The 26,378-nt window shown below is 71.8% G+C and carries 26 protein-coding genes and 1 pseudogene; 8 read left to right on the top strand and 19 right to left on the bottom strand.

Annotated elements, in window-relative coordinates:
* Positions 1 to 2: 2 nt before the first annotated feature.
* The 8 genes from ACZ7PG_RS05005 to ACZ7PG_RS05040 form a co-directional block, all read right to left on the bottom strand.
* Positions 3 to 1,592, bottom strand: a complete 1,590-nt coding sequence (locus ACZ7PG_RS05005) for an FAD-dependent monooxygenase (protein ID WP_470237789.1) — start codon at positions 1,590 to 1,592, stop codon at positions 3 to 5.
* Positions 1,589 to 2,332: an alpha/beta fold hydrolase gene (locus ACZ7PG_RS05010; protein WP_470237790.1), complete on the bottom strand. Its 744-nt coding sequence runs from the start codon at positions 2,330 to 2,332 to the stop codon at positions 1,589 to 1,591. Before ACZ7PG_RS05010 ends, ACZ7PG_RS05005 begins: the two co-directional genes overlap by 4 nt.
* 39 nt (positions 2,333 to 2,371) lie before the next feature.
* Positions 2,372 to 3,682 (bottom strand): MFS transporter, encoded by a 1,311-nt coding sequence (locus tag ACZ7PG_RS05015; RefSeq protein ID WP_470237791.1) that lies wholly within the window; start codon positions 3,680 to 3,682, stop codon positions 2,372 to 2,374.
* Positions 3,683 to 3,882: 200 nt separating this feature from the next.
* Positions 3,883 to 4,476 carry a TetR/AcrR family transcriptional regulator gene (locus tag ACZ7PG_RS05020; RefSeq protein ID WP_470237792.1) on the bottom strand — a complete coding sequence of 198 codons (594 nt, stop codon included), beginning with the start codon at positions 4,474 to 4,476 and terminating at the stop codon, positions 3,883 to 3,885.
* Between the two features lie 89 nt (positions 4,477 to 4,565).
* Positions 4,566 to 5,423, bottom strand: a complete 858-nt coding sequence (locus tag ACZ7PG_RS05025) for a VOC family protein (RefSeq protein WP_470237793.1) — start codon at positions 5,421 to 5,423, stop codon at positions 4,566 to 4,568.
* 3 nt (positions 5,424 to 5,426) lie between these two features.
* Positions 5,427 to 6,242, bottom strand: a complete 816-nt coding sequence (locus ACZ7PG_RS05030; RefSeq protein ID WP_470237794.1) for an alpha/beta fold hydrolase — start codon at positions 6,240 to 6,242, stop codon at positions 5,427 to 5,429.
* Positions 6,243 to 6,328: 86 nt separating this feature from the next.
* On the bottom strand, positions 6,329 to 6,973 hold the full coding sequence (locus tag ACZ7PG_RS05035) for a TetR/AcrR family transcriptional regulator (protein WP_470237795.1): 645 nt from the start codon (positions 6,971 to 6,973) through the stop codon (positions 6,329 to 6,331).
* A 128-nt stretch (positions 6,974 to 7,101) separates the two neighbouring features.
* Entirely contained in the window at positions 7,102 to 8,136 is a 1,035-nt protein-coding gene (locus ACZ7PG_RS05040) for an aldo/keto reductase (RefSeq protein WP_470237796.1), read from the bottom strand.
* Positions 8,137 to 8,207: 71 nt separating this feature from the next.
* On the opposite strand from ACZ7PG_RS05040, the gene ACZ7PG_RS05045 reads away from it, so the two are divergent.
* Positions 8,208 to 8,744 carry a TetR/AcrR family transcriptional regulator gene (locus ACZ7PG_RS05045; RefSeq protein ID WP_470237797.1) on the top strand — a complete coding sequence of 179 codons (537 nt, stop codon included), beginning with the start codon at positions 8,208 to 8,210 and terminating at the stop codon, positions 8,742 to 8,744.
* 96 nt (positions 8,745 to 8,840) lie between these two features.
* Here the strand turns inward: ACZ7PG_RS05045 and ACZ7PG_RS05050 are convergent, their stop codons facing one another.
* A complete protein-coding gene (locus ACZ7PG_RS05050) occupies positions 8,841 to 9,494 on the bottom strand; it encodes a TetR/AcrR family transcriptional regulator (RefSeq protein ID WP_470237798.1) in 654 nt (217 codons plus the stop codon).
* A 101-nt stretch (positions 9,495 to 9,595) separates the two neighbouring features.
* On the opposite strand from ACZ7PG_RS05050, the pseudogene ACZ7PG_RS05055 reads away from it, so the two are divergent.
* Together ACZ7PG_RS05055 and ACZ7PG_RS05060 are read left to right on the top strand one after the other, a co-directional pair.
* Positions 9,596 to 9,880: pseudogene (locus ACZ7PG_RS05055) on the top strand (alcohol dehydrogenase catalytic domain-containing protein); the annotation flags it as partial.
* A 76-nt stretch (positions 9,881 to 9,956) separates the two neighbouring features.
* Positions 9,957 to 10,547, top strand: coding sequence for a zinc-binding dehydrogenase (locus ACZ7PG_RS05060; RefSeq protein ID WP_470237799.1), 591 nt, complete (start codon positions 9,957 to 9,959; stop codon positions 10,545 to 10,547).
* On the opposite strand, the gene ACZ7PG_RS05065 is transcribed toward ACZ7PG_RS05060, so the two are convergent.
* From ACZ7PG_RS05065 to ACZ7PG_RS05080, 4 genes are read right to left on the bottom strand one after another with little or no spacing between them, the layout of a single operon-like run.
* A complete protein-coding gene (locus ACZ7PG_RS05065) occupies positions 10,544 to 11,500 on the bottom strand; it encodes a pyridoxal-phosphate dependent enzyme (RefSeq protein WP_470237800.1) in 957 nt (318 codons plus the stop codon). The genes ACZ7PG_RS05060 and ACZ7PG_RS05065 overlap by 4 nt on opposite strands.
* Positions 11,497 to 12,141 (bottom strand): helix-turn-helix transcriptional regulator, encoded by a 645-nt coding sequence (locus ACZ7PG_RS05070; RefSeq protein WP_470237801.1) that lies wholly within the window; start codon positions 12,139 to 12,141, stop codon positions 11,497 to 11,499. The genes ACZ7PG_RS05065 and ACZ7PG_RS05070 overlap by 4 nt, the downstream gene beginning before the upstream one ends.
* On the bottom strand, positions 12,134 to 12,487 hold the full coding sequence (locus ACZ7PG_RS05075; RefSeq protein WP_470237802.1) for a RidA family protein: 354 nt from the start codon (positions 12,485 to 12,487) through the stop codon (positions 12,134 to 12,136). The genes ACZ7PG_RS05070 and ACZ7PG_RS05075 overlap by 8 nt, the downstream gene beginning before the upstream one ends.
* A gap of 54 nt (positions 12,488 to 12,541) precedes the next feature.
* Entirely contained in the window at positions 12,542 to 13,000 is a 459-nt protein-coding gene (locus ACZ7PG_RS05080; RefSeq protein ID WP_470237803.1) for a MarR family winged helix-turn-helix transcriptional regulator, read from the bottom strand.
* A 57-nt stretch (positions 13,001 to 13,057) separates the two neighbouring features.
* On the opposite strand from ACZ7PG_RS05080, the gene ACZ7PG_RS05085 reads away from it, so the two are divergent.
* Positions 13,058 to 13,993, top strand: a complete 936-nt coding sequence (locus ACZ7PG_RS05085; protein ID WP_470237804.1) for an amidohydrolase family protein — start codon at positions 13,058 to 13,060, stop codon at positions 13,991 to 13,993.
* A gap of 60 nt (positions 13,994 to 14,053) precedes the next feature.
* On the top strand, positions 14,054 to 14,485 hold the full coding sequence (locus ACZ7PG_RS05090; RefSeq protein WP_470237805.1) for a nitroreductase family deazaflavin-dependent oxidoreductase: 432 nt from the start codon (positions 14,054 to 14,056) through the stop codon (positions 14,483 to 14,485).
* A gap of 76 nt (positions 14,486 to 14,561) precedes the next feature.
* Here ACZ7PG_RS05090 and ACZ7PG_RS05095 read toward each other — a convergent pair whose 3' ends face one another.
* From ACZ7PG_RS05095 to ACZ7PG_RS05115, 5 genes are read right to left on the bottom strand one after another with little or no spacing between them, the layout of a single operon-like run.
* Complete coding sequence (locus tag ACZ7PG_RS05095) at positions 14,562 to 17,456, bottom strand: carbohydrate-binding protein (protein ID WP_470237806.1); 2,895 nt, start codon at positions 17,454 to 17,456, stop codon at positions 14,562 to 14,564.
* A 28-nt stretch (positions 17,457 to 17,484) separates the two neighbouring features.
* On the bottom strand, positions 17,485 to 18,357 hold the full coding sequence (locus ACZ7PG_RS05100) for a carbohydrate ABC transporter permease (RefSeq protein WP_470237807.1): 873 nt from the start codon (positions 18,355 to 18,357) through the stop codon (positions 17,485 to 17,487).
* Positions 18,354 to 19,307, bottom strand: a complete 954-nt coding sequence (locus tag ACZ7PG_RS05105; RefSeq protein WP_470237808.1) for a carbohydrate ABC transporter permease — start codon at positions 19,305 to 19,307, stop codon at positions 18,354 to 18,356. The genes ACZ7PG_RS05100 and ACZ7PG_RS05105 overlap by 4 nt, the downstream gene beginning before the upstream one ends.
* Complete coding sequence (locus tag ACZ7PG_RS05110; protein WP_470237809.1) at positions 19,304 to 20,668, bottom strand: ABC transporter substrate-binding protein; 1,365 nt, start codon at positions 20,666 to 20,668, stop codon at positions 19,304 to 19,306. The genes ACZ7PG_RS05105 and ACZ7PG_RS05110 overlap by 4 nt, the downstream gene beginning before the upstream one ends.
* Positions 20,669 to 20,684: 16 nt before the next feature.
* On the bottom strand, positions 20,685 to 22,340 hold the full coding sequence (locus ACZ7PG_RS05115) for a glycoside hydrolase family 13 protein (protein ID WP_470237810.1): 1,656 nt from the start codon (positions 22,338 to 22,340) through the stop codon (positions 20,685 to 20,687).
* A 95-nt stretch (positions 22,341 to 22,435) separates the two neighbouring features.
* Between ACZ7PG_RS05115 and ACZ7PG_RS05120 the strand changes: the two genes are divergently transcribed.
* Positions 22,436 to 23,488, top strand: a complete 1,053-nt coding sequence (locus ACZ7PG_RS05120) for a LacI family DNA-binding transcriptional regulator (RefSeq protein ID WP_470237811.1) — start codon at positions 22,436 to 22,438, stop codon at positions 23,486 to 23,488.
* Entirely contained in the window at positions 23,460 to 24,095 is a 636-nt protein-coding gene (locus ACZ7PG_RS05125; RefSeq protein ID WP_470237812.1) for a hypothetical protein, read from the top strand. Before ACZ7PG_RS05120 ends, ACZ7PG_RS05125 begins: the two co-directional genes overlap by 29 nt.
* Positions 24,096 to 24,158: 63 nt before the next feature.
* Here ACZ7PG_RS05125 and ACZ7PG_RS05130 read toward each other — a convergent pair whose 3' ends face one another.
* Complete coding sequence (locus tag ACZ7PG_RS05130; RefSeq protein WP_470237813.1) at positions 24,159 to 25,007, bottom strand: alpha/beta hydrolase; 849 nt, start codon at positions 25,005 to 25,007, stop codon at positions 24,159 to 24,161.
* 167 nt (positions 25,008 to 25,174) lie between these two features.
* On the opposite strand from ACZ7PG_RS05130, the gene ACZ7PG_RS05135 reads away from it, so the two are divergent.
* Complete coding sequence (locus ACZ7PG_RS05135) at positions 25,175 to 26,308, top strand: helix-turn-helix transcriptional regulator (RefSeq protein ID WP_470237814.1); 1,134 nt, start codon at positions 25,175 to 25,177, stop codon at positions 26,306 to 26,308.
* The last annotated feature ends 70 nt before the right edge of the window (positions 26,309 to 26,378 follow it).

Genomic DNA, 26,378 nt, shown 5'->3' on the forward strand with positions numbered 1-26,378 from the left:
CCTTACCGCTGGCGGGCGGCGACGCGCCCGGTGACTGTGTGGAGGAGCCGGTCGGCCCGGGCGTCCGCGCCGCCCATCCAGGCGACGTGCTGGTCCGGGCGCACGAGCAGCAGCCCGTCGGGGTACCGGCCGGGCAGGTCGACGACGGCGAGCGGGATCCCGAGGTCGCGGGCGGCGAGGGTCCACGGCGTCACGGCGACGCCGGGGTCCGTGCGGAGCAGGGTGAAGCCGGGGCCGAGGACGTCGAGCACGGAGCGGCCGTCGTCGAGCCAGGCGTGCGGCAGCCGGAAGCCCGGTCGCGCGCGGTCCTGGTGCTCGCCCATGGTGATCGCGGCCTGGTCCTCGCCGCCGACGACGAGCGGTGAACCCGCGTAGTGGTAACCGAAGCTGAAGCCGTCGGGTGAGTACCGGCGCGGCTCGGTGACCGCGAGCCGCTCGGCGAACTCGGCGCGGGCCCGCTCGCCGTCCGGGCCGTCGAGGTGGATGTCGGGCGAGACGTCGGCGAAGGACGTGCGGGCCTGGGCGCCCACCGCGGCGGCGAACTGCTCGCCGACCGGCTTGCGCTCGAGTTCGTAGGCGTCGAGCAGGTCCGGCGGGGCCCATCCGTGGTGGACCGCCGCCAGCATCCAGCCCAGCGTCGCCGCGTCCTGGATGCCGGCGTTCATGCCGAACCCGCCGACGGGGATCCAGATGTGGGCGGCGTCGCCGGCCAGGAACACCCGGCCGCCGCGGTAGCGCCCGGCGACGAGCTGCCGGCCGGTCCAGCGGACCACGCCGAGCACCTCGTGCTCGACGGGCCGGCCGACCGCCTCCCGCAGCAGCTGTTCGGGATCTTCGTTCTCGGTGTCGTGGCCGGGGGCGAAGGCGACGTGGTTGAGCCACAACGACTTCCCGTCGATGGCGATCAGCGACGCGATCCGGCGGCCGTAGGTCCAGTACGTCCAGGCGCGGTCGCGGGCGGCCAGCCGCCCCAGCTCGGACGAGCGGACGAAGGTGGACACGAACTGCTGGATCGCGTCGACGCCTTCGTACCGGATGCCCAGCTGACGGCGGACCGTGCTGTGCGCGCCGTCGCAGCCGACCACGTACGCGCAGCGCAGGGTGCGCTTCTCCCCCGCAGTCTCCACGACGGCCTCGACGTGGTCCTCGTGCTGCCGGAGCTCGACCAGCCGCGTACCGCGTTCGAAGGTCACCCCGGGCAGCTTGCTCGCGCGCCGCTCCAGGATGGGCTCGAGGTACAGCTGCGAAATCCGGTGCTGCGGCTCCGGTGTCGGCCAGCTTTCCTTGCCGGCCCCGGCCAGGACGTCGCGAGTGGACGGCAGGTCGAGGCGGAAGATGTCCTGGCCACTCAAGGTCGTCCGGTAGTGGATCGACGCCGGGTAGTCCTCGGGCAGCCCGGCGCGCCGGATCTCGTCGGCGAGCCCGAGCCGCCGGAAGATCTCCATCGACCGCGCGGACGTCGTGTTGCAGCGGGGGTTGACGGGCCGTTCGGCGGTCGCCTCGACGACGTGACAGGCCACCCCGCGCTGGGCCACGTCGATGGCGAGGGTCAGGCCGGCCGGGCCGGCGCCGACGATCAGGATGGCGGTCATGCGCTCAGGAACTCCCCTACCAGCTTGGTGAACTCGGCCGGCCGGTCGACGTGGATCCAGTGCCCGGCGCCGGCCACGACGTGCAGCCGGCCGTGCGGCAGGGCGGCGGCGAGACGTTCGGAGACCGCGACGGGCGAGACCCGGTCCCGTTCCCCGTGCAGGGCGAGCACCGGCGTCGTGATCCTGGCCGGGTCGACGGGTGGCGGGCCACCGGCCGCGGCGGCGAACATCGCGCGGAACGCTCCTTCCGCGGCGGGGCGCAGAGCCTTCCTCAGCCGGAGCTCGGCGAGGTCGTCCAAGAGTCCTTCGTGGACGCTCTCGTCGGCGACCAGGCGGCCGAGGGTGGCCCGCATGGACTCCTTGGTCGGGTTGTCGTAGAAGGGCACCGCCGCGGGCGGCGGCCCGGTCCCGGCCCCGCCCATGACGACCGCGCGCCCGACGCGGTGCGGCGCGACCGCCAGGAGGGCCAGCGCCGCGGCCCCGCCGGCGGCCGAGTTGCCGACGAGGTGCACGCGGTCCAGGCCGTGGCGGTCGAGCAGGTCCAGCACCTGCCGGGCCCGGGCGATCGCCCAGGCGTGCGGCCCCCGAAGCCCGGCGGTGCCGGCGATCTGCGTGCCGAACCCGAGCAGATCGGGGGCCAGGCACCGGAACTCGGCGGACAACCCGGACCGCACGCTCGCCCAGTTGCTCGCGGCGTCGACGCCCGGTCCGCCACCGTGCAGCAGCACCAGGGTGGGCACTTCAGGCCTCCTCTGTGGATCGTACGTCGGGTCGCCCGGTCATGCGTCGGCCACCGCGCTTTCGACGGACTGGGTCGACGCGCTCCGCGACGAGCGCCCGAACCGGGTGAGGAACAGGACCGCGAGGGCGCCGAGCACGCCCGGGATCGCGAACACCCGGTACATCGAGCCGGGCGCCCAGCCCGCCTGCAGCAGGAAGCCGGCGAGCAGCGGCGCCAGCACGGCACCGAGCCGGCTCACCGCCACTGCGAGGCCGAGGGCCGTCGCGCGGGCTTCGGGCGGGTAGAGGCTCGGGATGATGACCGTCATCCCGGAGACCGTCCCGTTGAGGAACAGCCCGACCAGCACTGCCACGACGAGCGCGGTGGCCAGCGTCCCGAGCGACACGGAGAAGAGGACCAGGGCGAGGGCCCCGATTCCGAAGTAGGCCGCGGTCAGCCGCCGGGTGCCGGCGCGGGCCGCCAGCAGTCCGAACAGGACCGCGCCGGTGACCCCGCCGAGGCTGAAGAGGACGCCGCCGCTGATGCCCTGCTGGCTGGACATGCCGGCCTTCAGCAGCAGGCTCGGCGTCCACGAGCTGGCGAAGTAGAACATCAGCTGCGCCGCGATGAACGCCACCCAGACCAGCGCCGTCCGGACGGCGTTCCCGCCGCGGAACAGGGCGTCCAGGGCCACTTTGCGCGAAGACGCGGGCACCGCGGGCAGGTCCGTTTCGGGGGCGCGGCCCATCGAGGCGAGGATCCGGTTGAGCTTCTCCAGCGCCTGACGCGGCCGCCGGGCGACGAGGTAGTCCATCGACTCGGGCAGGGCACGCAGTGCGACGGCGAAGAGGATCGCCGTGGCCACGCAGCCGAACACGAAGACCGAGCGCCAGCCGAACGCGCCGATCAGGACGCTCGACGCGATCCCGGCGATGACCGAGCCGAGGCCGTACCCGGTGGTGATCAGCGCGACCACCAGCCCGCGGCGCCGGTGGCTGGCGTATTCGGAGGTGAGCACGGGCAGGCTGGCCGCCATCGCGCCCACCGCCGCCCCGGTCACCAGCCGGCAGGCGAGCAGCTGGCCGAAGTCCTGCGCAGCGGCGGCGGCGAGCATGCCCAGCGACGCGAGGGCGAGACAGCCGAGCGTGAGCCGCCGTCGTCCGACGCGGTCGGCGAGCGGGGCCAGGAAGAGCCCGCCGATGGCCATGCCGGCCAGTCCCCCGCTGAGCAGCACCCCCACTCCCGACGGGGAAAGGCCCCATTCGCGGGTGATCGCCGGGCCGACGAAGGAGGTGACCAGGAGGTCGAACCCGTCGACCAGGTTGATCACGAGGCAGAGCGCGACCGCCCTCACCTGGGCGCGGCTCATCGGTGAGTTCTTCACCTGTTCGAGAACGTTCAAGGCAAACCTCGCTTCGTTGCGGCGGTCGGTCACGCCCCCGGGAAAAGCTCTGTATGTAGCGCTCACTCTACAACTTGGAGCACGCGTTGGCTATGCCCGAGTGCGTGACCGGTCGAGAGCGAAAGCGAAGCGGGTGAAGGACAACTGCCGCGGCGAAGGCGCGCGGGCTACTTCGCGGCGGTGCCGACGCGGAACTGCAGGATGCCGTCGACGCCCTGCAGGAAGATGTCGCAGACTTCCGCCGGGTCCGACAGGCAACCGGACACCATCGCGCCGTCCCGCAGCATCACGAAGTGCCGGCCCGCGAGCTCCGGCGGTGTCTCGCCGACCTGCGCGAGCAGGTCCGTGACGGTGCTACGGAACCACTCACGGTGAGCGAGAACGGCCTTGTGCACGGGGTGTTCGGGATCCGGGTACTCCGCCACCGCGTTGAGGAAGGCGCAGCCACGGAAGTGGGCCGACCGGATACCGTCGGTGATCGACTCGGCGATGGCCCGCAGGAGGTCGGCCGCCGGCAGGTCGGCGGCGAGGGCCTTGTCGACGCCCTCGCGCTCCATCTCGGAGACACCCTGCAGGTAAGCGAGGACCAGGTCTTCCTTACCGGGAAAGTGCCGGTACAGCGTGGCGCGCGTGACCTGCGCCTCCGCGACGATCCGGTCGATCCCCACGGAGTGCAGGCCCTCCGCGTAGAAGATCCGCGTCGCCGTCGCGAGCAGCCTCGACCGCGCTTCGGACACCTTGCCCCGTGTGCTGTGCTCCATCCGTTCGAGTCTAGCAGAGAGAACGGTCGGTATCTCCCCGCGAAGCCGGGGTCAGGAGGCGCTCCAGCCCCCGTCGAGGACCCGAAGGCTCACGACTTCGGCGAAGCGAAGGGGTTGGCGTCGGCGTGGTGGTGACCCCACTCGTCCGGGCGCCCGAAGTCGTGCGGGACCCAGTCGTCGCCCACTTCGATGCCGCCGCAGCCGATCTCCAGGTGGAACCCGCTGGGATTCCGCACGTAGAAGGAGATCGCCTTGTCGTTCATGTGCCTGCCGAGGCTGATCGAGATCGGCACGTCGTAGGCCTTGGCCCGGTCGTACGCCCGCCCGACGTCGTCGATCGAGCCGTGTTCGAGCTCGAGGTGGTGGATCGACGGCGTTTCGGCGTTCGCGAGCGCGATGCTGTGGTGCGTCCGGTTGCACCGGAAGAAGAACAGGCCGGGGGCGCGGTAGTCGGTGAGCTTGAACTCGAGCACGGACTCGTAGAGCTCGCGCAGCTCCGGCAGCTTCGGGCCGGCCAGCACGAAGTGCCCCAGGCCGGTGACGCCGGCCGGACGGTCGGCGCCGAGGCGCACCTTGGCCTCCCCGACCGCCAGCTCGACGCGGTACCCGACCGGGTCGGTGAACCAGCGCAGGTGGGTGGCGCCGCGCAGGTCCCGCTCGTCGGCGGACCCGTCCGCGACGGCGAACCCGGCGTCGGTCAAGCGTCCGGTCAGCCGGTCCAGCTCCGGGACGGAGTCGACGACCCAGCCCAGCTCGCGCGGTCTGTCCTCAGTGGACGGATGGAGCGCGAGGCGGTACTTGAACTCGTCGAGCTCGGCCAGCACGACCTCGGCCGTGCCGGACTTGGCGTGCGTGACGCCGATTCCCAGCGTGCGCCCGAGCAGTGCGGTCCACGCGTCGACGTCGGTGACGTCGAGCCCGACGTAGCCCAGCTTCCTGATGCCCACGGGTCATCCCTCCGCTGCCGCGGCGGCGCCGCCCCGCAGGAACTCGCGGACGATGTGGTTGAACTCGGGCGCCCGCTCGTACTGGACCCAGTGGCGAGAACGCGGCAGCACGCGCAGCTCCGCGTCGGGGATCCCCTCGAGGATCTTCGTCGCCCAGGCGAGGGGAACGGTCTGGTCCTCCCGCCCCCAGACGAGCAGCGTCGGGGCGGCGATGCGGCCCAGGTCGGGCGTCAGGTCGCCGAAGTCCGGCGGGATCGGCAGCTCGGGGTGGGCCCGGAGGCTCGACTCGTAGCGCTCGTCGATGAGCTCCTCGGTCGCCAGGGACTCGTCGAAGACCATCAGGCGCACGAACTCGGCCATGGCTTCGCGCGAAGGCTTTTCCGCGGCCATGTAGGCGAAAAGGTGCTCGAGCCCGACGGGCCAGGGCGGGGCGTCCGCCGGGAGGACCCCGCCCGGCGCCATGAGCACGAGCCGGTCCACGCGGTCCGGGTACCGCATCGCGATCCGCATGGCGACGGCGCCGCCGTAGGAGTTGCCGACCAGGTGCGCCCGCTCGATCCCGAGTGCCGTCATGGCTTCGCACACCCGGTCGGCGGCGTGGAAGATCAACGGCTCGGCGGACGCGGGCCGCGGGGACCGCCCCCAGCCGGGCAGGTCGACCACGACGTTGCGGTAGTCCTCGAACGCGGGCAGGTTGCCGCCGAAGTTGCTCATCCCCGTGGCGCCCGGCCCCGAGCCGTGCAGCCACACGACCGGGTGGCCCGAACCGGCCTCGGTGCAGGCCAGCCCCGCGTCACCGCCATCCAGAGTGCTCGTCACCGTGCCACCCCATTCGTTGTATGTATCGCTCACTATACAACGGGCGGCAGTGTTATCAAGGCCGGATCGGACGGCGGTGGTCTCGGCTAGCGCTTCCGCTTCGCGGCGCCGCGCCGCTGCTCCGCCAAGCCGCGGATCAAGGAGACGAACGGCGCGACCTGCGAGCTGTAGCTCAGGCCGTCGAAGCTGCTGGTCACCGAAAGCCCGTCCGTCAAGGCACGCCCCAGCACGGCCAGCTGCTGCACGAGAGCTTCGTTGTGCTTGCCGCCGTTCGGCGCGAAGACCGGCGTGAGCGCGTCCACCCAGGACGCGTGGGCGTAGTCGCGCACGCGGCGCACGGTCGCGTGGATGGCCTCGGCGTCCTTCTGCGGGCCGACGCTGATGGCGACCAGGAGCTGGAGGTAGTCCGGCCGCCGGTCGAGGGAGTCGCAGGCCGCCGAGAACCACGCCTCGAGACGTTCGAGCGGCGCGAGGTCGTCGAACGAGGACGGGTTGGGGAACAAGGCGTGCAGCTCTTCGAAGGTGCGCTCGAGGAGCGCCGCGAGAACGCCGAGCTTGTTCCCGAAGTGGTAGTAGATCGAGCTGGGCGGAAGGCCGGACTGCGCGGAGAGGTCCGAGATGGCCATGCCGTCGTAACCCTTTTCGCCGACGAGGGCACGAGCCGCGTTCAAGATGACCTCTCGGCTGCTCAGTCCGGCAGCAGCCGGCGCGGAGCCGGAATCCCTCACCATGCGGTCATGATAGGTCCGCGCCGGCGCCACTCCCCGGCCGGAGGGATGTTCCCGCGCGTCGCGTTCGAGTACGGGCACACGGCGTGGGCGGCGAGTGAACCGGCCGACGCGGCCGCGGTGGCGCGGCGTCAGGCGACCGGGACGAGCGGCGCGTCGAGGAGGCTCCGGTCACCGTCGATGCCGTGGGCCAGCGCCGCCGCCACGTCCTCGTGGGGCGTGCCCAGGCGGATCGCGCTGGCCTCCTCCAGCAGCCGGTACTGCTCCCCGCTCAGCTCGACCGCCAGCGCGTCGAGGTAACCCTCCAGGTGGGCCGGGGTGCGCGGGCCGACGATGGGGATCATCGACGTCCGCACCCGCGCGGCGCGCTGCCGCAGCCAGGCCAGGGCGACCTGGACCGGACCCGTCCCGATCTCCCCCGCGACGGCCAGCACCGCGTCCAGCACGGCGGAACCCCCGGCTTCCGTCGCCCGGCCGCTGAGCCTCCCCTGCTCGCCGTGGCGGTACTTGCCGGTCAGCAACCCGCCCGCCAGCGGCGAATACAGGACGACGCCGAGTCCGTGGGCCTGTGCCATCGGGAGGAGCTCCCGGTCCGCGGAGCGTTCGGCCAGGCTGTACTCGGTCTGGATGCCGGCGAGCGGCGGGTGCCCGCCCAGCTCCGACCGGACGGCGGCGCCCGCGACCCGCCAGGCCGGGAAGTTCGACAGTCCGCCGTAGCGGATCTTGCCCGCGCGGATCAGGTCCTCGAAGCCGGCCAGGATCTCCGCGGTCGGGGTCACGCCGTCCGGGAAGTGCGGCATGAAGACGTCCACGTAGCCGGTCTTCAACCGCCGCAGGCTTTCCTCCAGCGAACGGATCATCGTCTTGCGGCTGTTGCCGGTGGTCCCCGGCCGGACGCCGGCCTGCCTGCTCCCGCTGTACTTGGTGATCACGACGAACTCGTCGCGGTCGCGGCCGAGGAGCTCGCCCAGCACGGTTTCGGCCTCCCCGTTCTGGTAGACGTTCGAGACGTCGAACGTGGTGCCGCCGGCCGCGACGAAGGCCTCGAAGATCGCCTTGGCGCCCGGCAGGCCGGCGGCGGTGGGCGCCGACCCGAAGGTGGCGGTGCCCAGGACGTACTCCGAGACCCGCAGGCCGCTCTGTCGTCCGAATGTCCGGTAGCGCACGGATGTCTCCTCGAGGCACGGCGGTGGGGTATGGTTCGGACGTTAGCACAAAAAACGAATGGTCGTTCTTTATGCCGAGAGTCACGCAAGCCCACCTCGACGCCCGCCGTCAGCAGATCCTCGACGCGGCCCGCGCGCGCTTCGCCAGCCACGGCTTCGCCCGGACCTCCATGCCCGACCTCGTCGAGGCCTCCGGCCTGTCCATCGGGGCGATCTACCGGTACTTCAAGGGCAAGGACCAGATCGTCGCGGCCATCTGCGAGCAGTCCACCCAGGCGCTCCCCGCCGAGCTGACCGCCGAATCCACGGCCGGGTTCCTCCGCCACATCCGCACGATGGCGCGCGAGGAGGACCACGCCCGGCTGGTCGCGCAGATCTACGCCGAGGCCGCGGTCTCCCCACCGCTCGCCGCCGTCGTCCAGCGGCAGCTCGACGACCTGCGCACCGAGGTCGCCGCGCTCCTGCCCGGCCGAGAGCCGGCCGAAGCGGCGCGGATCGCCGAAGCGTTCGTGGCCCTGTGCCACGGCTACACCCAGCAGCTCGCCGTACGCGGCGACGTCGACCCGGCCCCCTTCACCGCGGCGCTCGTGGCGATCATCGGGTCCTGAACCTCGGGCCGGCGGCCAGTTCCGCGGCGCGGCGTCGGCCGGGGTGTTGGCGCGGTGCCCGCAGCGCCTCGACGACGTAGGCGCCGGGAGCCGCCGTCAGTCGGCGGAGAGTGCGAAACCGTGCAGGGACAGCGCGGAGGGCGCGGGCAGCCTCCCGTTCGCCGCGTCGGCGCGGAAGGCCTGGAGCAGGTACGCGACCAAGCGCCGGGACGCCGCCGCGTCGGCGGGCAACGCCGTCACCAGCCCGCCGTGGGCCAGGAACGCCACCGCGAGGTCCGAGAGCCGGAAGTCGGCCCGCAGCTCCCCCGCCGCCTGCGCCCGGCGGATCAGGGCCGCGAGCGCTCGTTCGGTCTGGCTTCGCGACCGGCTGTGGGCCGCCGCGGCGTCCGGGAAGGCCGCCATGAACGCGGCCGGGAAGCCCCGCTCCTCCCGCTGCAGCGCGCAGATCGTCTCGAACAGCCGCCGGAACCCGTGCCACGGGTCGGGATCGGCGATCGCGTCGGTGAAGGCTCGCGTGCACGTCTCCATCTGCCGCGTGAACGCGGCCCGCACCAACGCGTCGCGCGTCGGGAAGCGCCGGTACAACGTCGCGACGCCGACACCGGCGCGCCGGGCCACGGTCGCCATCGGGGCGTCGATCCCCCGCTCGGCGAAGACCGCGCGGGCGGCGACGAGGATGCGCTCCTGGTTGCGCCGCGCGTCCGCCCGCAGTTCGGTCGGGGCCGCTATCCGAGAAGGTGCTGCGGGCATTGTCTCTCACCTCGGCAGAAACGGATGATCTCGTCCATTTGCGAGTCTACGGTCACGGGCAAAGCCCCCTGACGAAGGTGAGAACGGTGACCGACCGCACGATGAAGGCAGTGCTCTTCGACCGCTACGGCGACCCCGACGTGCTCTACGTCGGCCAAGTTCCGCGGCCGGCCCCGGCACCGGGCGAGGTTTTGGTGCGGGTACGCGCTTTCAGCGTCAACGGCGGCGAGCTGGCGGCCCGCGCCGGAAAGCTCCGCCTCCTCACCGGGAAGAAGTTCCCCAAGCGAGTCGGGCTGGACTTCGCCGGCGAAGTCGCCGCACTCGGTGCCGGCACGACGGCGTTCGCGGTCGGCGACCGCGTGTGGGGCGTCCTGCCGCGCACAGCCGGCTTCGGCAGCGCCGCGGAGTACGTCACGGTGGCGGCCGATCGGGTCGGCCCGGCCCCCGGCGGGGCTGGACCTCGTGGACGCCGCGGCGCTGCCGGTGGCCACCACGGCGGTGACCGCGTTGCGGGACAAGGCCGCGCTGCGCCCCGGCGAACGGCTGCTCGTCCGGGGCGCGGCGGGCGGCGTCGGCAACGCCGCCGTCCAGCTCGGACACGCGTACGGCGCCGAGGTCACGGCCTTGGCGCGGGCCGCCAACCTCGACTTCGTCCGCGACCTCGGCGCCGCCGAGGCACTCGACCACCGGACCGTCGGGCCCGCGGAGCTGGGCCGGTTCGACGTCGTCCTGGACACCGCGGGCACCGACCTGGCGAGCTTCCGGCGGCTGCTGGCGCCGGGCGGGCGCATGGTCACCATCGCCTTCGACCTGACCAGAATCGTCACCTCGCTGGGCTCCATCGCGGCGAGCGCGGTGCACGGCCGCGCCCGGGTGCGCGCGTTCAGCGGCAATCCGAAGCGGCCGGAGTTCGACGACCTCGCCCGGCACGTCGCCGAGGGCAAGCTCGAGCCGGCGGTCCACAAGGTGTTCTCCCTGGCGGAGACAGCCGAAGCGCACCGGGCCCTGGAAGCCGGTGGCGTGCGGGGCAAGTACGTCGTCGAGGTGGGCTAGGCGATCAGTTCCGCGAAGCGCTCCGGGCTGACGTTCCCGCCGCTGATGAGCACGCCGACCCGTCCGGACACGGGCACCTGGCCACTGATCAGCGCGGCCAGGCCGGTCGCGCCGCTGGGCTCGAGGACGAGCTTGAGCCGCTCGAAGGCGAAGCGCATCGCCTCCCGGACGGCGTCGTCGGAGACCAGCGCGATGTCGTCGACCAGGTGCCGGTTGATCGAGAACGTCAGCTCGCCCGGGATCGAGGCGGCCTGGCCGTCGGCGATGGTGCGGGGAACGGGGATCGAGACGCGTTCGCCCGCCTCGAGCGAGCGCTTGGTGTCGTCGCCCGCCGCCGGTTCGACCCCCACGACGCGAATGCCCGGTCGCAGGGCCTTCGCGGCGGTCGCGCTGCCCGCGATGAGGCCGCCACCGCCGACCGGGACGACCAGCGTGTCCACCGGACCCGCGTCTTCGAGCAGCTCCAGCGCCGCGGTGCCCTGGCCGGCGATCACGTGCGGGTGTTCGTAGGGCGGGATCAGCGCCAGGCCTCGCTCGGCCGCCAGCGCCTCGCCGAGCGCGACCCGGTCGCCCGTGTACCGGTCGTAGGTGACGATCTCGGCGCCGTACCCCCTGGTCGCGTCCACTTTGGACTTCGGGGTGTCTTCGGGGACGAGGATGACCGCGCTGCTGCCGAGCTCCCGGGCGGCGAGCGCGACGGCCTGCGCGTGGTTGCCCGACGAATACGCGGCGATGCCCTTGGCCAGCTGCTCCGGCGACAGCCGCGAGGCGGCGTTGTACGCGCCGCGGAACTTGAAAGCGCCGATGCGCTGGAGGTTTTCGCACTTCAGCAGGACTTCGGCGCCGACGAGGTCGTCGAGGGTGCGGGAACGCACGACCGGCGTCCGGTGGGCGACACCGGCCAGGCGGGCGGCCGCGTCGCGGACGTCGTCGAGGGTCACGAGCGGGTTCACGGTGCTCCTTGGTCACGGATTTCGGCGAGGTAGGTGTAGGCCGAGGCGCGGGAGATGCCGATCCGCGCGGCGACCCGCGGCACCGCACCCCGGACGGCGAAGACACCCCGGTCGCGCAGGCCGCGGAACAGGTCGAGGCGTTCGTCGCGGCCGAGCGCGGCCCAGGGTTTGCCCAGCCGCAGCTGGTGTTCGTCGACGATCGCGGCCACCACGGCGCCGACGTCGTCACCGAACGTCGTGGTCGGCGTGTCCGCGGTGGTCCCGACATCGGCGAGCTCGCCGACCAGGGTCCGCAGCTGGCCCAGTGCCGTCACGTCGAGGTTCACGCACAACGCGCCGAACACCGTGCCGCCGCTGTCCCGCAGCACCATCGTCGAGGACTTGACGAGCTTCCCGGACGCCGTGCGGGTGACGTAGTTCAGCTGGTCCTCGGCGTCGTCGCCCCGCGCGAGCAGGCCCATGCCGATCTCGCTCATCGAGCCCCCGACGCCGCGTTCGGTGACCGAGCCGGCGATCGCCACCACCGACGTCTCCGGGCGGCGGAAGTCGTGGACGACGACCTCGCAGAACGAGCCCAGCGTCGCCACGATGCCCTCGGTCACCGGGGCGAGCGCCGCGAGGATCGCGTCCTGCTCAGACATCGCGCACCCGGGCGAGGGCTTCGACTTCGACGACGGCGCCGTAGGGCAGCGCCGCCGCGCCGATGCAGCTGCGAGCCGGGCGGGGCTCGGCGAAGAACTCTGCGTAGACGCGGTTGAGGCCGTCCCGGTCGGCGATGTCGGTCAGGTAGACGACGACCTTGACCACGTCGGCCCGGCCCGCCCCGACCGACCGCAGGGCGGCGTCGAGGTTGGCGAAGGCCCGGGCGCATTCGGCGTCGAACCCGCCGGGCACCAGCGCGCCGGTCTCGGTCACGCCGAGGCGGCCGGAGACGGTGACGAGGTCGCCACTGCGGAAAGCGGCGGGATACGGGTGGTCGTTGCTCACCAGACAGACTGTACAAGCCGTGGACCGAACGTCCAGATGATGCCCGTCACGCGGTCAGCGGATGCGGTCGATCACCGGCACGAGCCGGCGGAGCAGGGCGACGAGCTGCTCGCGCTCGGCGGAGGAGAACGTGCCGAACGCTTCCGCCTGGCGTTCGCGCCGGCGGGCCAGGAGCCGCGCCAGCCGCTCGCGACCCTCCGGCGTCAGCGTCACCAGGACCTTGCGCTCGTCTTCGGGTGACCGCCGTCGCGTCACCACCCCGGCGCCTTCCAGCTGCTGGAGCATCCGGGTGGCCGTGGGGATGGACACGTCGGCGGCGGCGGCGAGCCTGCCGACCGGGAGCTCCGGCTCGCCCGCCAGCGGCTCGAGCATCGTGACCTGCGGCAGCGACAGCCCGGCATCCCGGTCCGCGCCCGCCGAGCGGGCCTTGCGCATGGCGAAGAACACGGCGTCGGCCGCCTGCACCAGTTCGTCGACCTCCGCCGCGTTCGGAGGCTTGTTGCCGGTCGTCATGCGAGCTACTCTAGCAAAGCAATAGTTAGCAACCTAGCTATTAGGAGGCTAGACATCATGAATGACCGCATCGACGTCCACCAGCACCTGATCCCGGCCCGGTACCAGCAGGCGCTGGCGGACAGCGGCCGGACCGCGGGCGGGTGGCCGATGCCCGCGTGGAGCCCCGGTGCCGCGCTCGCGATGATGGACGAGGCGGGGATCGCCACCGGGGTGCTGTCCATCAGCGCGCCGGGCGTCCACTTCGGCGACGACGCCGCGGCCCGCGACCTGGCCCGCGAGATCAACGACTTCCAGGCGGAGCTGGTCAAGGACACTCCCGGCCGGTTCGGGCACTTCGCCGTGCTCCCGCTGCCGGACTTCGACGGCGCGGTCGCCGAGGCGGCGCGGGCACTGGACGAACTGCACGCCGACGGCGTCGTCCTGCTGTCCAATTCCGACGGCCGCTACCTGGGCCACCCGGCGTACGAGCCACTGTGGACGGAACTGGCCGCCCGCGACGCCGTGGTGTTCGTGCACCCGGCCGAACCGCCGATCCCGCGGCTCGACGGCCTGCCCAGTCCCCTGCTGGACTTCCCGTTCGACACCACGCGCACCGCGCTCGACCTGGTGGCCCACGGCGTGTTCGACCGGCATCCGGACCTGCGGATCATCCTGTCGCACGCCGGCGGCTTCCTGCCCTTCGCCGCGCACCGCTTCACCGGCGCGGCGATGTTCAACCCCGGCACCACCCCGGAAAGCATCATGGCCGGGCTGCGCAAGTTCTACTTCGACACGGCCCTGTCCGCGTCGCCGACCGCGCTCCCGTCGCTGTTCGCGTTCGCCGAACCCGGCCACGTCCTCTACGGCAGCGACTTCCCCTTCGCGCCGAAGGAGTGGCGCGGGGAGTTCGACCGGTACCTCACCGCCTACGACGGCCCCGGCGCCGAACGCTTCCCCGACGTCGACCGCACGGCCGCCGAGGCGCTGTTCCCCCGGCTCCGCGCTCGCTGAAGGTCCCCTCCGCGGGAGGGCCCGGGAATGAAACCCGGGTCCGGGGTGTTGATCAAGGGCATGTCCGACGAAACCGCAGAATTCAGTCCCACCGAGTGGGTGCAGGGTCAGACCAAGACGATCCTGGAGACCGGAACCACCGAGGGGATCGAGGTGCTCGGGTCGCCGATCGTGCTGCTGACGCTGCGCGGCGCGAAGACCGGCAAGCTGCGCTACACCCCGGTCATGCGGGTGGAGCACGAGGGCAGCTACGCGGTGGTGGCGTCCAAGGGCGGCGCCCCGGAGCACCCCGTCTGGTACCACAACATCAAGGCGCACCCGGAGTTCCCCCTGCAGGACGGAACCACGACGAAGACCTACGCGGCACGCGAGGTCGAGGGCGCCGAGCGCGCCGAGTGGTGGGAGCGCGCGGTGGCGGCCTACCCGTCGTACGCCGAGTACCAGACGAAGACCGACCGGCAGATCCCGGTGTTCGTCCTCGACCCGAAGTAGCACGACGGCCTGGTCTGCCGCGGCAGAATACCCGCCGCGGCAGACCATTCCGTGTCCCCCGCACCTCGCCACGCGGTCAGAATCCCGAGTTCCCCGTCCCTCGGACGAGTGAAAAACCGCCCGGGTTGGTCAGCCCGCCGGACGCCGCGCCCGTCACCGACGTGTTCGACACCGAACCCGACCCCGCCGAGCTGAGGTCGATCCCGTAGGTGCCGGCGCCGGTGATCATCACGTGGTCCAGGCTGAGCTGGGTGATCTTCCGGCCGACGATGGCCGCGCCCGGGTCGAGGCGCTCGTCGGTGACCTGGACGGCCTGCCGGGTGGTGTCCGTGATCGTCAGGTCCGCCAGCACGATCGGGGCGCTGATGTCCTTGGTCAGCGCGAAGATCTGCACGGCTCCGAACGGCTTCTTCCAGTTGGGCTCGTCCCCGCCGGTGCGGACCAGGGTGTTCCGTCGCACCGCCGTGGTCCCGCTGAACGCCACCGGGTTGAAGCGGGTGCTCACCGCGATGCCCGACGACGCCGCGACGGTGTCGCTGATCAGGTTGTCCTCCGCGCGGTTGCTCGTGCCGCCGTAGATGCCGACGCCGTTCGCCAGCATGGGCGACTGCACGGTGTTCGCGGTGAACGCGCTGTTCGTCACGGCGTTGCCCTCGGAGTACATCGCCAGTGCGTCGTCACCCGTGGTGCGCAGGACCGACTGGTCCACGCGGACGTTGTTCGTGACCCCGCCGCCGGCGTGGATGTTGACGCCGTCCGCGTAGGTGTCGCGGATGCGCAGGCCCACGGCGTACAGGCCGTCGGTGCCGGAGTCGGCCCAGAGCCCGACCTTCGTGTGCTCGACCCAGAGGTTCTGCAGCAGCGAGCCGGTGCCGAAGTTGCCTTCCAGCGCGGCGTTCCCGTTCGCGTCGTCGCGGGTGCGGTTGTCGCCGAAGATCGCCAGGTCGGCGATCGTCACGTTCGAGCCGCTCGCGAAGAACCCGCCCTTGAGGCCAGTACCTTGCAGCACTGACGACCACGGCCCGGCGCCGAAGATCTTCACGTCGGCGACGGTGATCGGCGCGCTGATCCGGAACGTTCCCGCCGGGACGTAGAGCGGCTTGTTCTGCGACCGGGCCGCCGAAATCGCCGCCGTGATCGCGGACGTGGCGTCGGAGCCGTTGTCCGGCACGGCGCCGTACGAGGTGATCGACAACGAGCCGGCCGGTGCGGGCAGGGCGGCCGGTACCTGCTCGGCGTCGACGAGATCGACGTCGATGGTCGACACCGCGCTCGAGTCCTTCTGCAGCTTCAGCACGGTGCCGGCCGGGAAGTCCCCGATCGTGGTGCGGACCTCGTCGAAGAACCGGTGCGCCAGCCCCTGCGACGGCGTGTTGCTGAACGGGTAGTCGCCGTAGACCCAGCTGTACTGCGACGTCAGCGTGAGGTCCTTGACCTTGGTGCCGTTCGCGTAGAGCGCCAGCGGCGCCGTGGTGCCGGTTCCGTCGGCGGAGTCCGGGATCGAGAACCGCACGACGACCGCGTTCGCCGGTTTCGTGAGGGTGACGGCGACCGACTGGCCGGTGCCGCTCAGCCGTACCGCGCGGCGGCCGCTCGCTTCCGACGGCACCGTGCGGTAGGTGCGATCCGCCGCCGGCGTGGTGGCGCCGCCCGCGAGGGTCCCCGCTTCGGCCTCGTACTCGGTGTACGGGGTGGTCGCGCCGCGAGTGGCGGCCGCCGTCTCGCCACCGACGGTGACGCTGTCGACGAGCACATCGCCTCCGGTCGCGGACGTGCTCGCGAGGCCGAGCGTGTTCAGACCCGCGCGCATGGGCACCGAAACCGTGGTGGTGCGCCAGCCGGTGCCTGAGGTCAGCGAGACGCTGCCGGCGTCCTGCCCGTTGGCGGACACCGCGAGCACCCGGTTCGCACCGCTGGTGTTGGCGAACCGGACGGTGGCGGTCGCGGTGCCGGCCGAAGCCATGACGACGGTCCGGATGACTCGCGCGCCTACGTGGTCGAAGCCGGCGACGTACCCGTTGCCGTTGTAGCCGGAAGTCGCGGTGGCGAGGGTCGCGCCGGAGGACAGGAACGCGCTCTCGGCTTCGCCAGGACCGGCCGGAGTGTTCGCCGACACGGACAGGTTGTCGAGGTTGACGTTCCCGCTGTCGGTGGTGTCGTAGAAGTAGGCGACGGTGTGGGCGCCCGCGGAGAGCGTCTCGGTCTCGGTCGCCCACGTGTCCCAGTTCGCGGTCGTGGGGAACGAGACCTGCCGCAGCTTGACGCCGTCCACCAGCAGGGAAAGCGTTTGCGTGACGCCGCTTCCGTTCGCGTAGCGCAGGGTGAGGTTCGTGGCACCCGTGACCGTCACCGAGAAGGTCGTCTTCGCGGTACCGCGGTTGCCGTCGGTGTACCCGCCGACGAACCCGCTGCCGGTGTAGCCCACGTGGTCGGTCGCCACGACCGCACCGCCCGTCAAGGCGGCGGACTCCGCCTCCAGCGCACCCGATTCCGACGTCGATCCGGTGGTCACGTCGAGGTAGTCGAGGTTGACGTTGCCGTTGTCGGCCGTACCGAACGAGTAGGCGACGTGGTGAGTGCCGGACGGCAGCGTGGCCGTCGTGCTCGCCTGGCCCCAGGTGTCCCAGTTCGCCGTCGCGGGCAAAGAAATCTGCCGGGCGGCACCGTCGATCGTCAGGGACAACGTCCGGGTCGAGCCGGTGCCGTTGGCGTAGCCGAGGACGAGCGTGGTCGAGCCACCGGTGGAACTGACCGTGAAGTCGGTCTTGGCGGTGCCGCGGTTGCCGTCGACGTACCCGCCGACGAACCGGCCGCCGCTCGCGCCGGGGTGATCGTCCTGGGTCACCGCGCCACCGGACAGCGCGGCGGACTCGGCTTCCAGCCTCGTCGTCGTCGCCGCGGCGGCCGGTGGTGCGGTGGCGAACGACGCGACGACCGCGGTGACCGCCAGCAGCAATAACGGTTTCTTCATGAGTCGCTCCCGAAATGGGCTAGAGGAGTCAGCCTTTGACCGCGCCGCTGAGCGCGTCGCCGCGCAGCACCAGGCGCTGGAACACGAGGAAGAGAGCCACGGGGATGACCGTGGCGATGGCCAGTGCGGCCAGGAAGACGTCGAGCTCCACGAAGGTCTGCAACGCGGGCAACCGCACGGAAAGCGGCTGCACCGCCGGGTCGGGCAGCACCAGCATGGGCCAGAGGAAGTCCTTCCAGGACGCGATGACGGCGAACACCGACACCACGCCGAGGATCGGCTTCGACATCGGCAGCACGACGAACAGGAAGATGCGCAGCGGCCCGGCGCCGTCCACCCTGGCCGCTTCGAACACCTCACTCGGCAGGTTCGCGAAGAACCGCTGCACGAGGATCACGTTGAACGCGTTGGCCCCCGACGGCAGCCACACCGCCCAGAACGTGTTGATCAGCGACAAGTCGACCATACTCAGGTACAGCGGCACCAGCAGCACGACCGACGGCACGAACAGCGTCGCCATCACGACCGCGGTGACGACCTTGCGGTAGCGGGGTTTCAGGACGGCGAGGGCGTACCCGGTGGTCGTCGCGACGAGCAGCTGGACCAGCCACGCGCCGAGCGCCACCCAGATCGTGTTGAGGAAGTACTTGCCGACCTCGACGCGGGTCCACGCCGTGACGAGGTTGGCGAAGTCGATGCCGTGCGGCCACAGCGCGAGGGGGTCGCGCAGGGTGTCCTGGGTGGGTGTGACCGCGGCTTTGGCCAGCCACAGCAGCGGGCCCAGCCCGGCCGCGAACAACGCGGCCAGCAGCGCGCCCTGCAGCGTCCGGGTGAGCCGTCGGACGCCCGGCCGCCGCCATTCCGTGGGGGCGATCAGCCCACGGTCGACGCCGCCGCTCATGACGTGCTCCAGGAACGGGTCAGCCGCAGGAAGACGGCGGAGAAGAGCGCGAGGGTCCCGGCGAGCAGGACGCTGAGCGCGGTGGCCGCGCCGTAGTCCCCGCCGAGGCTGTCGGCGAACGCGTAGTTGTAGATCAGCAGCAGGATGGTCGTGGTCGCGTGCGCCGGGCCGCCGCCGGTGAACAGGAACGGTTCGAGGAACACCTGCGTGGTGCCGATGATCTGCAGGATGAACGTCGTCAGCAGCACGCCGCGCAGGTGCGGGAGCGTGACGTGCCGGACCTTGCCGCGGATGGTCGCGCCGTCGAGCTCGGCGGCTTCGTACAGCTCGGGCGGCACGCTGGTCAACGCGGCGAGGTAGATGATCACGGTGCTGCCGGCCGCGGCCCAGGTCGCTTCGATGACGAGCGAGCCCATCGCGGTCGACGCGGACTGCAGCCACGGCACCGGCCCGATCCCCACCAGGCCGAGGACCTGGTTGAAGAGGCCGTCCGGGCCGGCGTCGTAGAACACCTTCCACAGCAGCACGGCCACGACCGGCGGGATCACCACCGGCAGGTAGGCCAGCGCGCTGAACAGGCCCCGTCCCTTCCGGACCTCGCTCATCAGGACGGCGAGCGCGAGCGGGATCGGATAGCCGATCAGCAACGCCAGCAGCGCGAACAGGCCGGTGTTGCCGACGGCGGTCCAGAACATCGGGTCGCCGAGCACGGTCCGGTAGTTGTCCAGGCCGACGAACACCGGCGCGGTGACGAGGTTGGTCCGCTGGAAGCTCATCAGGGCGGACTTGCCGATGGGCAGCCAGGCGAACATCCCGAAGACGACCAGCGCCGGCAGCAGGAACAGCACCGGGGCGAGGCCGCCGCGGCGCACCCATCGCAGCGGCCTTCGCCGGGCTCGTTCCCGGACCGGCGCGGGCGCGTCGATCCGGGGCGGGGCCGCGGTCGTCACGGCCGGTCCAGCAGGGCCTGCACCTGGGTCTGGGCGTCCGCGAGCAGCGCGTTGACGTCGGCGCCCTGGTCGGTGAGGACCTTCTGCACCACGGTGTCCAGCACCCCGTAGACCTTCTGGGTCGCCCGGGTGGGCTCGGGCAGCAGCGGCTGGCCGAACATCTTGCTGGTGTACGGGGTCATCTGCGCCAGCGGCACGGTGACGTACCGGCTGATCCACCGCAGCCGTTCGTCGTAGGTGGCCTTGTCGAACACCGGCAGCTCGGGCGAGCCGACGGCCTGCTTCGCGTCGGCGTTGGTCTTCGCGTCGGCCTCGGCCGCGGCCTGGTCGGTCAGCTTGCGCAGGTAGTAGAAGTCGATCCACTTCACCGCGGCGGACTGGGTCTTCTTCGACGCCTTGACGTTGACGACGGCGAGGGTGCCGCCGCCGAGCGCGCCGGCGTCCGGGCCGGTGAGCGGCAGCGCGGTCACGCCGTAGTCGGCGGGCTTGATCGCGTTCTGGGACAGCAGGTCCTTGTAGTTGCCGCCGCCGGAGACGTACATGCCGATCCGGCCGGCGGCGAAGTCCTGGTTGATGCCGTTCCAGTCGTAGAGGAAGTTCGCGCCCATGCTGTCGTCGTCCCAGCGCATCGCGCGCAGGTTCTGCAGCACCTGGCGCAGCTGCGGCGTGTCGATCGTGGCGGTGGCCTTGTCGCCGTCGAGCTTCTCGGTGCGGCCGCCGAACGCGTAGTCCTGGGTGACGAGGATCCAGCCGCCGGTGTTGTCCTTGGTCATCTGGGCGTACCCGGCGGCGCCGGTGCGCTGCGCGATCTGCTTCGCGGCCGTGCGGACCTCGTCCCAGGTGGACGGTGGCTTGTCCGGGTCGAGACCGGCCTGCTTGAACAGCGTGCGGTTGTAGTGCAGAGCCTGGGTGTAGGCCGCGATCGGGATCGCTTCCTGCTTGCCCTGGGCGTCCTGGCCGGTCTTCGCCACCTCCGGGTTGAACTTCCCGGCGTAGGGCAGCTGGGCGACGTCGGCACTGATGTCGGCGATCTGGTGGCGCTCGATCAGGCCGCGCCCGTCGGTGAACGGGACGGTCACCACGTCCGGCAGCGTACCGCCGGCCAGCTGCGCGGTGAACTTCGTGGGGTCCCACTTGAACTCCTGGACCACCAGGTCGATCCCGGGGTTCGTCTGCTCGAACTGGGCGACCCGGGCGGTGAACGCGTCGACGGCGCTCTTGTCCTGGCCGGGCTCGAGGGCGACCTTGACGACGGTCTTCCCGTCGGCGGTGGTGTCCCCGCCGCTGTCGGTGCCGCAGGCCGTGAGCACGCCGAGCCCGAACGCGGCGGTGAGCACGATGGTGAGGGTTTTCGAGGACATCAGTGTCCCTCCTTAACTACTGAAGGCGTAGCCAGACGGCCGTGTCGGCGGGCAGCAGCCCGGAAAGCTCGCCGCTGCCCAGCAGGACCTCCGCGTGCGGGGGCAGCGGCCGGGCCTCGGCGGTGAAGTTGACCAAGCAGGCGAAGTCCTCGCCGCGCCGGAAGCCGAGCACGCCCGGCGCCGGCTCCAGCCAGGCGAAGTCCTCCCCGGCCAGCGCCGGGAGCGTGCGGCGCAGGTCCAGGACGGCGCGGTAGAGCATCAGCATCGAGGACGGCGCGCTTTCCTGGCGCCGCACCGAAAGCTCGGCCCACGTCGCGGGCTGCGGCAGCCACGCCGTCGCGTGCGGATCAGTGCTGAAGCCATAGCTGGCCCCGGTTTCGCCCCACGGCAGCGGGACCCGGCAGCCGTCCCGGCCGGGGTCGGCACCGCCGGTGCGCCGGAAGACCGGGTCCTGGCGGGCTTCCGCCGGCAGGTCGTCCACTTCGGGCAGGCCGAGCTCGTCGCCTTGGTAGATGTAGAGGGACCCGGGCAGGGCCGCGGACAGCAGCGCCGCGGCGCGCGCCCGGCGGTGCCCGAGTTCGAGGTCGGTCGGGACGCCGAAGGTGCGGGCGTGCAGGAACGAGCTGTCCGCACGCCCGTAGCGGGTGACGGGCCGGGTGACGTCGTGGTTGGACAGCACCCACGTCGGCGCGGCCAGCACCGGCCGGTGGCTGGCGAGGGTCTCCGCGATCGACTCCCGCAGCTGCTCCGCGTCCCACGGGCGGCGCATGAAGTCGAAGTTGAACGCGCTGTGCATCTCGTCCGGCCGCAGGTAGCGGGCGAACCGGGCCGGGTCGTCGAGCCACACCTCCCCGATCAGCACCCGCTTCTCGGGGTAGGAATCGGCGACAGCCCGCCAGGAACGGTAGATCTGGTGCACCTCGTCCCGGTCCACGAACGGGTGACCCGCGCCGGTTTCGCCGTCCAGCTCCGGCAGCGCCGGGTCCTTGACCGGCATGGTCGCCGAGTCGATCCGCACCCCGGCCACCCCGCGGTCGAACCAGAAGCGCAGGACGTCCTCGTGCTCCCGCCGCACCTGCGGGTGGCTCCAGTTCAGGTCGGGCTGTTCCGAGGCGAACAGGTGCAGGTACCACTCCCCCGGCCGGCCGTCGGGCTCGGTCACCCGGGTCCAGGCCGGCCCGCCGAACGTCGACGGCCAGTCGGTCGGCGGCAGCTCGCCGTGCTCGCCCCGCCCCGCCCGGAACCAGAAGCGTTGCCGCTGCGGGGATCCCGGCCCGGCGGCCACCGCGTCGAGGAACCACGCGTGCTGGTCCGAGACGTGGTTCGGGACGACGTCCACAATGGTCCGGATCCCGTGCTCGCGCGCCTCGGCGATCAGGGCTTCGGCCTCGGCGAGCGTGCCGAACGCGGGGTCGATCGCCCGGTAGTCGGCGACGTCGTAGCCGCCGTCGGCCAGGGGCGAGGCGTACCAGGGGGTGAACCACAGGGCGTCGACGCCGAGCGAGGCCAGGTACGGCAGGCGGGACCGGACGCCGGCCAGGTCGCCGGTGCCGTCGCCGTCGCCGTCGGCGAAGCTGCGCGGGTACACCTGGTACACCACGGCGTTGCGCCACCACAGGTCCTGCCCGGTTTCCCGCGGCTCGGCCACGGCCGGTGAGCTGAGCGTCGTCAACGGTCCCCCTCGACGGTTTAGCGCTATACCTGATGGCAGGACGGTAATGTGCGCTTGCTAGGCTGTCAACACCGGAGTCGGGAAGGACGGTGCGCGTGCGGGTCACACTGCGGGAGGTCGCCGAAGAGGCGGGCGTCAGCATGATGACCGTGTCGAACGTGATGAACGGCAAGGCGGCGCGGGTTTCGGTCGCCACCCGGGAGCGCGTGCACCGGATCGCGGCGGAGATGGGGTACGTCCCCAGCGCGTCGGCGCGCAGCCTCGCCAGCAGCTCCTCGAAGCTGATCGGCCTGCTGGTGCCGGCGGCCGACGAGGACAGTCTCATGATCAGCCCGCACCACATGGCGATCGCCGGGCACGTCGAGCGGGAGCTGCGGAAGTCCGGCTACCACCTGCTGCTGCGCGGCATCGCGCGGCTCGAGGAGGTCACCGAGGCGCTGCACTCGTGGAGCCTCGACGGCGCGATCCTGCTCGGGTTCGTCGACGAGCAGATCGACAAGCTGACCAAGGCCACGGCCGGGCCGGTCCCGATGGTCGCGATCGACAGCTACTCGCGCAACCGGCTCACGACCGGCCCGCGGTCCGACGACTTCGTCGGCGCCCGCCTCGCCGCCGCGCACCTGCTGGAGCTCGGCCACCGGAAGATCGTGTTCGCCGGGCCCGCCTTCGGCCGCGCCGGCGTGGTCCGCGAACGGTTCGACGGCTTCCGGGCGGCGTTCACCGACGCCGGGACGCCGTGGGACCCGGAGCTGGTCGAAGTCGTCAACACCACGCACGACGAAGGGTTCGGCCGCGGAAGGGTTCTCCTGGACCGGCATCCGGGCACGACGGCCGTGTTCGCCACCGCGGACGTGCTGGCGGTCGGCATCATGGAAGGCCTGGCTTCGGCGGGGGCGACGGTTCCGGCCGACGTGTCCGTCGTCGGGTTCGACGACCTGGAGTTCAGCAAGTACGTCACGCCGAAGCTCACCACGGTCACCCAGGACATCGGCCGCAAGGGAGCGACGGCGGTCGCGATGCTGATGGAGGCGATCGAGCACCGCACCCGCCCGCGCCGGCCGGTGACCCTGGACGTCACCCTCACCGTCCGCGACTCGACGGCCCCGCCGAAGAAGAATGGTGGACAGCGCCGCGGATCATCAGCATGATCTCCGCATGCTGACGAAAACCCCCAGATATGTGACTATTCGGGCGATCGGTGTCACAGTGCTGGCCGCCGCTTTGACCGTGTCCTGCGCCGCGAAATCGTCGAATGCCACGGGAAACGTTCCCGCGCCCTCCACGCCGGCCGCGACCAGCAGCGAAAACGCGCCGGCCACCGATGCGACGGCCGCGGTGTCGACCGCGGAACAAGCGCTGGCCCGGTGGGTCGGCGCGGTCGTTTCCGGCAACTTCGCCCAGGCTTGCGCCGTCATGGCCGATGCCGACCAGACCCCGCCGAAGGTCTTTTCCCCCGAAACGTGCGCCGGCGAAGACAAAACGATGAAATCGATGCGCAAAGTGCTCGACGGATTGCGCACCGCGTTCAAGCCGGACAACGCGGCGAACCCACCCCAGGTCGAGGTCACGGGCCCGGCCGCGACGGGCGACTCGACGAAGATCCCCGCCGGCAAGATCTCGGTCGACGGGAAGACCCTCGACGACATCGTCCTTTCCCACTCCGCCGGCGTGAAGCCGGGCCAGACGAACATCACGTTCAGCCTGCAGAAGCTCAAGGAAGCCTGGTACGTCACGAACTTCGACCTGGACTTCTGACCCCGGCCGCGCAGTCCGCCTCCGGCAGGCGACGGCGCGCCCCGGCGCCCAGCCCGAACCCCGCTAGACCGCCTGCTCCGTCCACCCCACGATGTCCGCGACGACCTCGGCGCGGTTCGTCTCGTTGAGGATCTCGTGCCGGGCCCCCGGGTACACCCGCGTGGTCACGTCCTTCAGTCCCGCGTCCCGGTAGCGCTGCACCAGGACGTCGAACAGGGCGAGGTTGCCGTTCACCGGGTCCTGGTCGCCCACCGCCAGGTACACCGGCAGGTCCGAACGCATCCGCGCGACCTCGGCCGGGTCGGCGAGCCGGCGCGCGCCCGCGAACATGGCCTTGGTGCTCGCCGTGTCGATTCCGAAGCCGCACAGCGGGTCCGCCACGTAAGCGTCCACTTCGGACTCGTCGCGGCTGAGCCAGTCGTAGTCCGTGCGCTGCGGCTGGAACGGCGCGTTGAACATCGCCAGGTCCAGCGGCTGGTCGAGATCCAACGCCGGCTCGAGGACGTCCAGCGCGGCGGTGCCGGTGAGGATCACCGCGTCGACGTCGGCGGAGTGGTCGAGCAGGTACTGCTGCGCGGCGAACGAGCCCATGCTGTGGGCCAGGAGCACCACCGGCACGCCGGGCTGCTCGGCACGGGCCCGCGCGGTGAGCACGCCGAGGTCGGCGACCAGCGCCGGCCAGCCGTCCGGGCCCAGGTCGCCGGGCTCGCCGGTGATCGACGCGCCGTGGCCGCGGTGGTCCTGGCCGTAGACCGCGAACCCGCGCGCGGTGAACGCGCGCGCGACCCGGTCGTAGCGCAGGACGTGCTCGCCCATGCCGTGGGTCAGCTGCACGACCCCGGCCGGCGCGCCGTCCGGGTCCCAGCGGTAGGCGGTCACGTCGGTGGGCAGGGTGAACTTCGCGTCGGGCATCGGCGCCTCCTCAGTCGGCCCACCCTGCCGCACCGGCGGGGGCGATTCGACCCCCATCGGGAGGGTTCTTCTCTCCCCTTGGGGAGCAAAAATCCCTCCCGGCTGGGCATTCCCCACGGGCGCCGTCAGACTCGGCCGAACAGAGCAACCGACGAAGGGAGCCGGCCGTGACCGACGACGTTCACCCCGGGCCGCCCCGCTGGCACGCTCCGCAGCCGGCCGACGCGATCCTGCGGACCGCGCGGGACCTCCTGCGCATCGTCGCGACGCTTACCGGAGACCCCGACCTCGCGAGCGGGGTCCGTGACCTGGCCTCCGCGGAATCCGCCCTCCGCGCGGCCGAACACCGGGTGCTGCGGCAGCTCGGCCACGGCGAAGGCATAGCCGCCGACCGGCTGGCGGCCGCACTCCCCCGGCTCGGGAGCACCCTCACCGCCATCCGGGACCTCCGCCTCGAAGCCCGCGCCGCCACCCTCACCGGCGTGCAGCACGCCTTGGCCCGGCTGCGCTCGGTGACGTCGCTGCGCGACCTGACCACCCAGATCCCGGTCGAGATCAACCGGCTCGGCTACCGGCGCGCCCTGCTGTCCCGGGTGTCCGGCCCGCAGTGGAGCGCGCGGGCGGCGTTCGCCCACGACGACCCCCAGCTGGCGCGCGACCTGGTCGAGGTCGGGTCGTCGCTGCCCGGGCGGATCGGCCGCGAGCTGCCCGAGACCGAGGTCGTGCGCAAGCGGCTGCCGGTGCTGGTCGAGGACGCCCAGCACAACCCGCGGGTGCACCACCGGCTGATCACGCTCGCGCGGACCCAGGACTACGTCGTCGCGCCCCTGGTCGGCCGCGGCGAGGTCGTCGGCCTGCTGCACGCCGACCAGCACGCCGAACGCCCGAAGGTCGACGAGTTCGACCAGCGGCTGATCGGCCTGTTCGCCGAGGGCGTCGGCTGCGTGTTCGAGCGCGTCGTGTTCCTCGAGCAGCTCGGCAGCCTGCGGGAACGGCTGCGGGAGCAGACGCGCTCGGTGGACGACCTCCTCGACGGCTTCCTCGGCCCCGACGTGCTCGCCGCGCCCACCACCCCGGCCGACCCGCTGGGCCACCTCGAAGGCCCGCTGGCGGCGCTGACCCGTCGCGAGCTCGACGTGCTGCGGCACCTGGTCCGCGGGCGGACCAACACCGAGATCGCGGCGGAGCTGTTCGTCGCGCCGGGAACGGTGAAGTCGCACGTCAAGAGCGTGCTGCGCAAGCTCGGCGTGGCCAACCGCGCCGAAGCGACGTCGCGCTACCACGCGTTGATCCGCCGGTAGCCGTCTCCGGGAGAGGCACGGGGGAGAAATCTCTTCCCCGGGGGTGATGCACGCCACGTCTCTTGGCCCA

This window comes from Amycolatopsis sp. NPDC114504 (assembly GCF_055633595.1).

Coding starts and splice junctions, on each gene's coding strand:
- ACZ7PG_RS05005 (WP_470237789.1), bottom strand. CDS start 1,592: ATGACCGCCATCCTGATCGTCGGCGCCGGCCCGGCCGGCCTGACCCTC.
- ACZ7PG_RS05015 (WP_470237791.1), bottom strand. CDS start 3,682: ATGAGCCGCGCCCAGGTGAGGGCGGTCGCGCTCTGCCTCGTGATCAAC.
- ACZ7PG_RS05020 (WP_470237792.1), bottom strand. CDS start 4,476: ATGGAGCACAGCACACGGGGCAAGGTGTCCGAAGCGCGGTCGAGGCTG.
- ACZ7PG_RS05035 (WP_470237795.1), bottom strand. CDS start 6,973: ATGGTGAGGGATTCCGGCTCCGCGCCGGCTGCTGCCGGACTGAGCAGC.
- ACZ7PG_RS05045 (WP_470237797.1), top strand. CDS start 8,208: ATGCCGAGAGTCACGCAAGCCCACCTCGACGCCCGCCGTCAGCAGATC.
- ACZ7PG_RS05050 (WP_470237798.1), bottom strand. CDS start 9,494: ATGCCCGCAGCACCTTCTCGGATAGCGGCCCCGACCGAACTGCGGGCG.
- ACZ7PG_RS05070 (WP_470237801.1), bottom strand. CDS start 12,141: ATGTCTGAGCAGGACGCGATCCTCGCGGCGCTCGCCCCGGTGACCGAG.
- ACZ7PG_RS05080 (WP_470237803.1), bottom strand. CDS start 13,000: ATGACGACCGGCAACAAGCCTCCGAACGCGGCGGAGGTCGACGAACTG.
- ACZ7PG_RS05085 (WP_470237804.1), top strand. CDS start 13,058: ATGAATGACCGCATCGACGTCCACCAGCACCTGATCCCGGCCCGGTAC.
- ACZ7PG_RS05090 (WP_470237805.1), top strand. CDS start 14,054: ATGTCCGACGAAACCGCAGAATTCAGTCCCACCGAGTGGGTGCAGGGT.
- ACZ7PG_RS05095 (WP_470237806.1), bottom strand. CDS start 17,456: ATGAAGAAACCGTTATTGCTGCTGGCGGTCACCGCGGTCGTCGCGTCG.
- ACZ7PG_RS05100 (WP_470237807.1), bottom strand. CDS start 18,357: ATGAGCGGCGGCGTCGACCGTGGGCTGATCGCCCCCACGGAATGGCGG.
- ACZ7PG_RS05110 (WP_470237809.1), bottom strand. CDS start 20,668: ATGTCCTCGAAAACCCTCACCATCGTGCTCACCGCCGCGTTCGGGCTC.
- ACZ7PG_RS05130 (WP_470237813.1), bottom strand. CDS start 25,007: ATGCCCGACGCGAAGTTCACCCTGCCCACCGACGTGACCGCCTACCGC.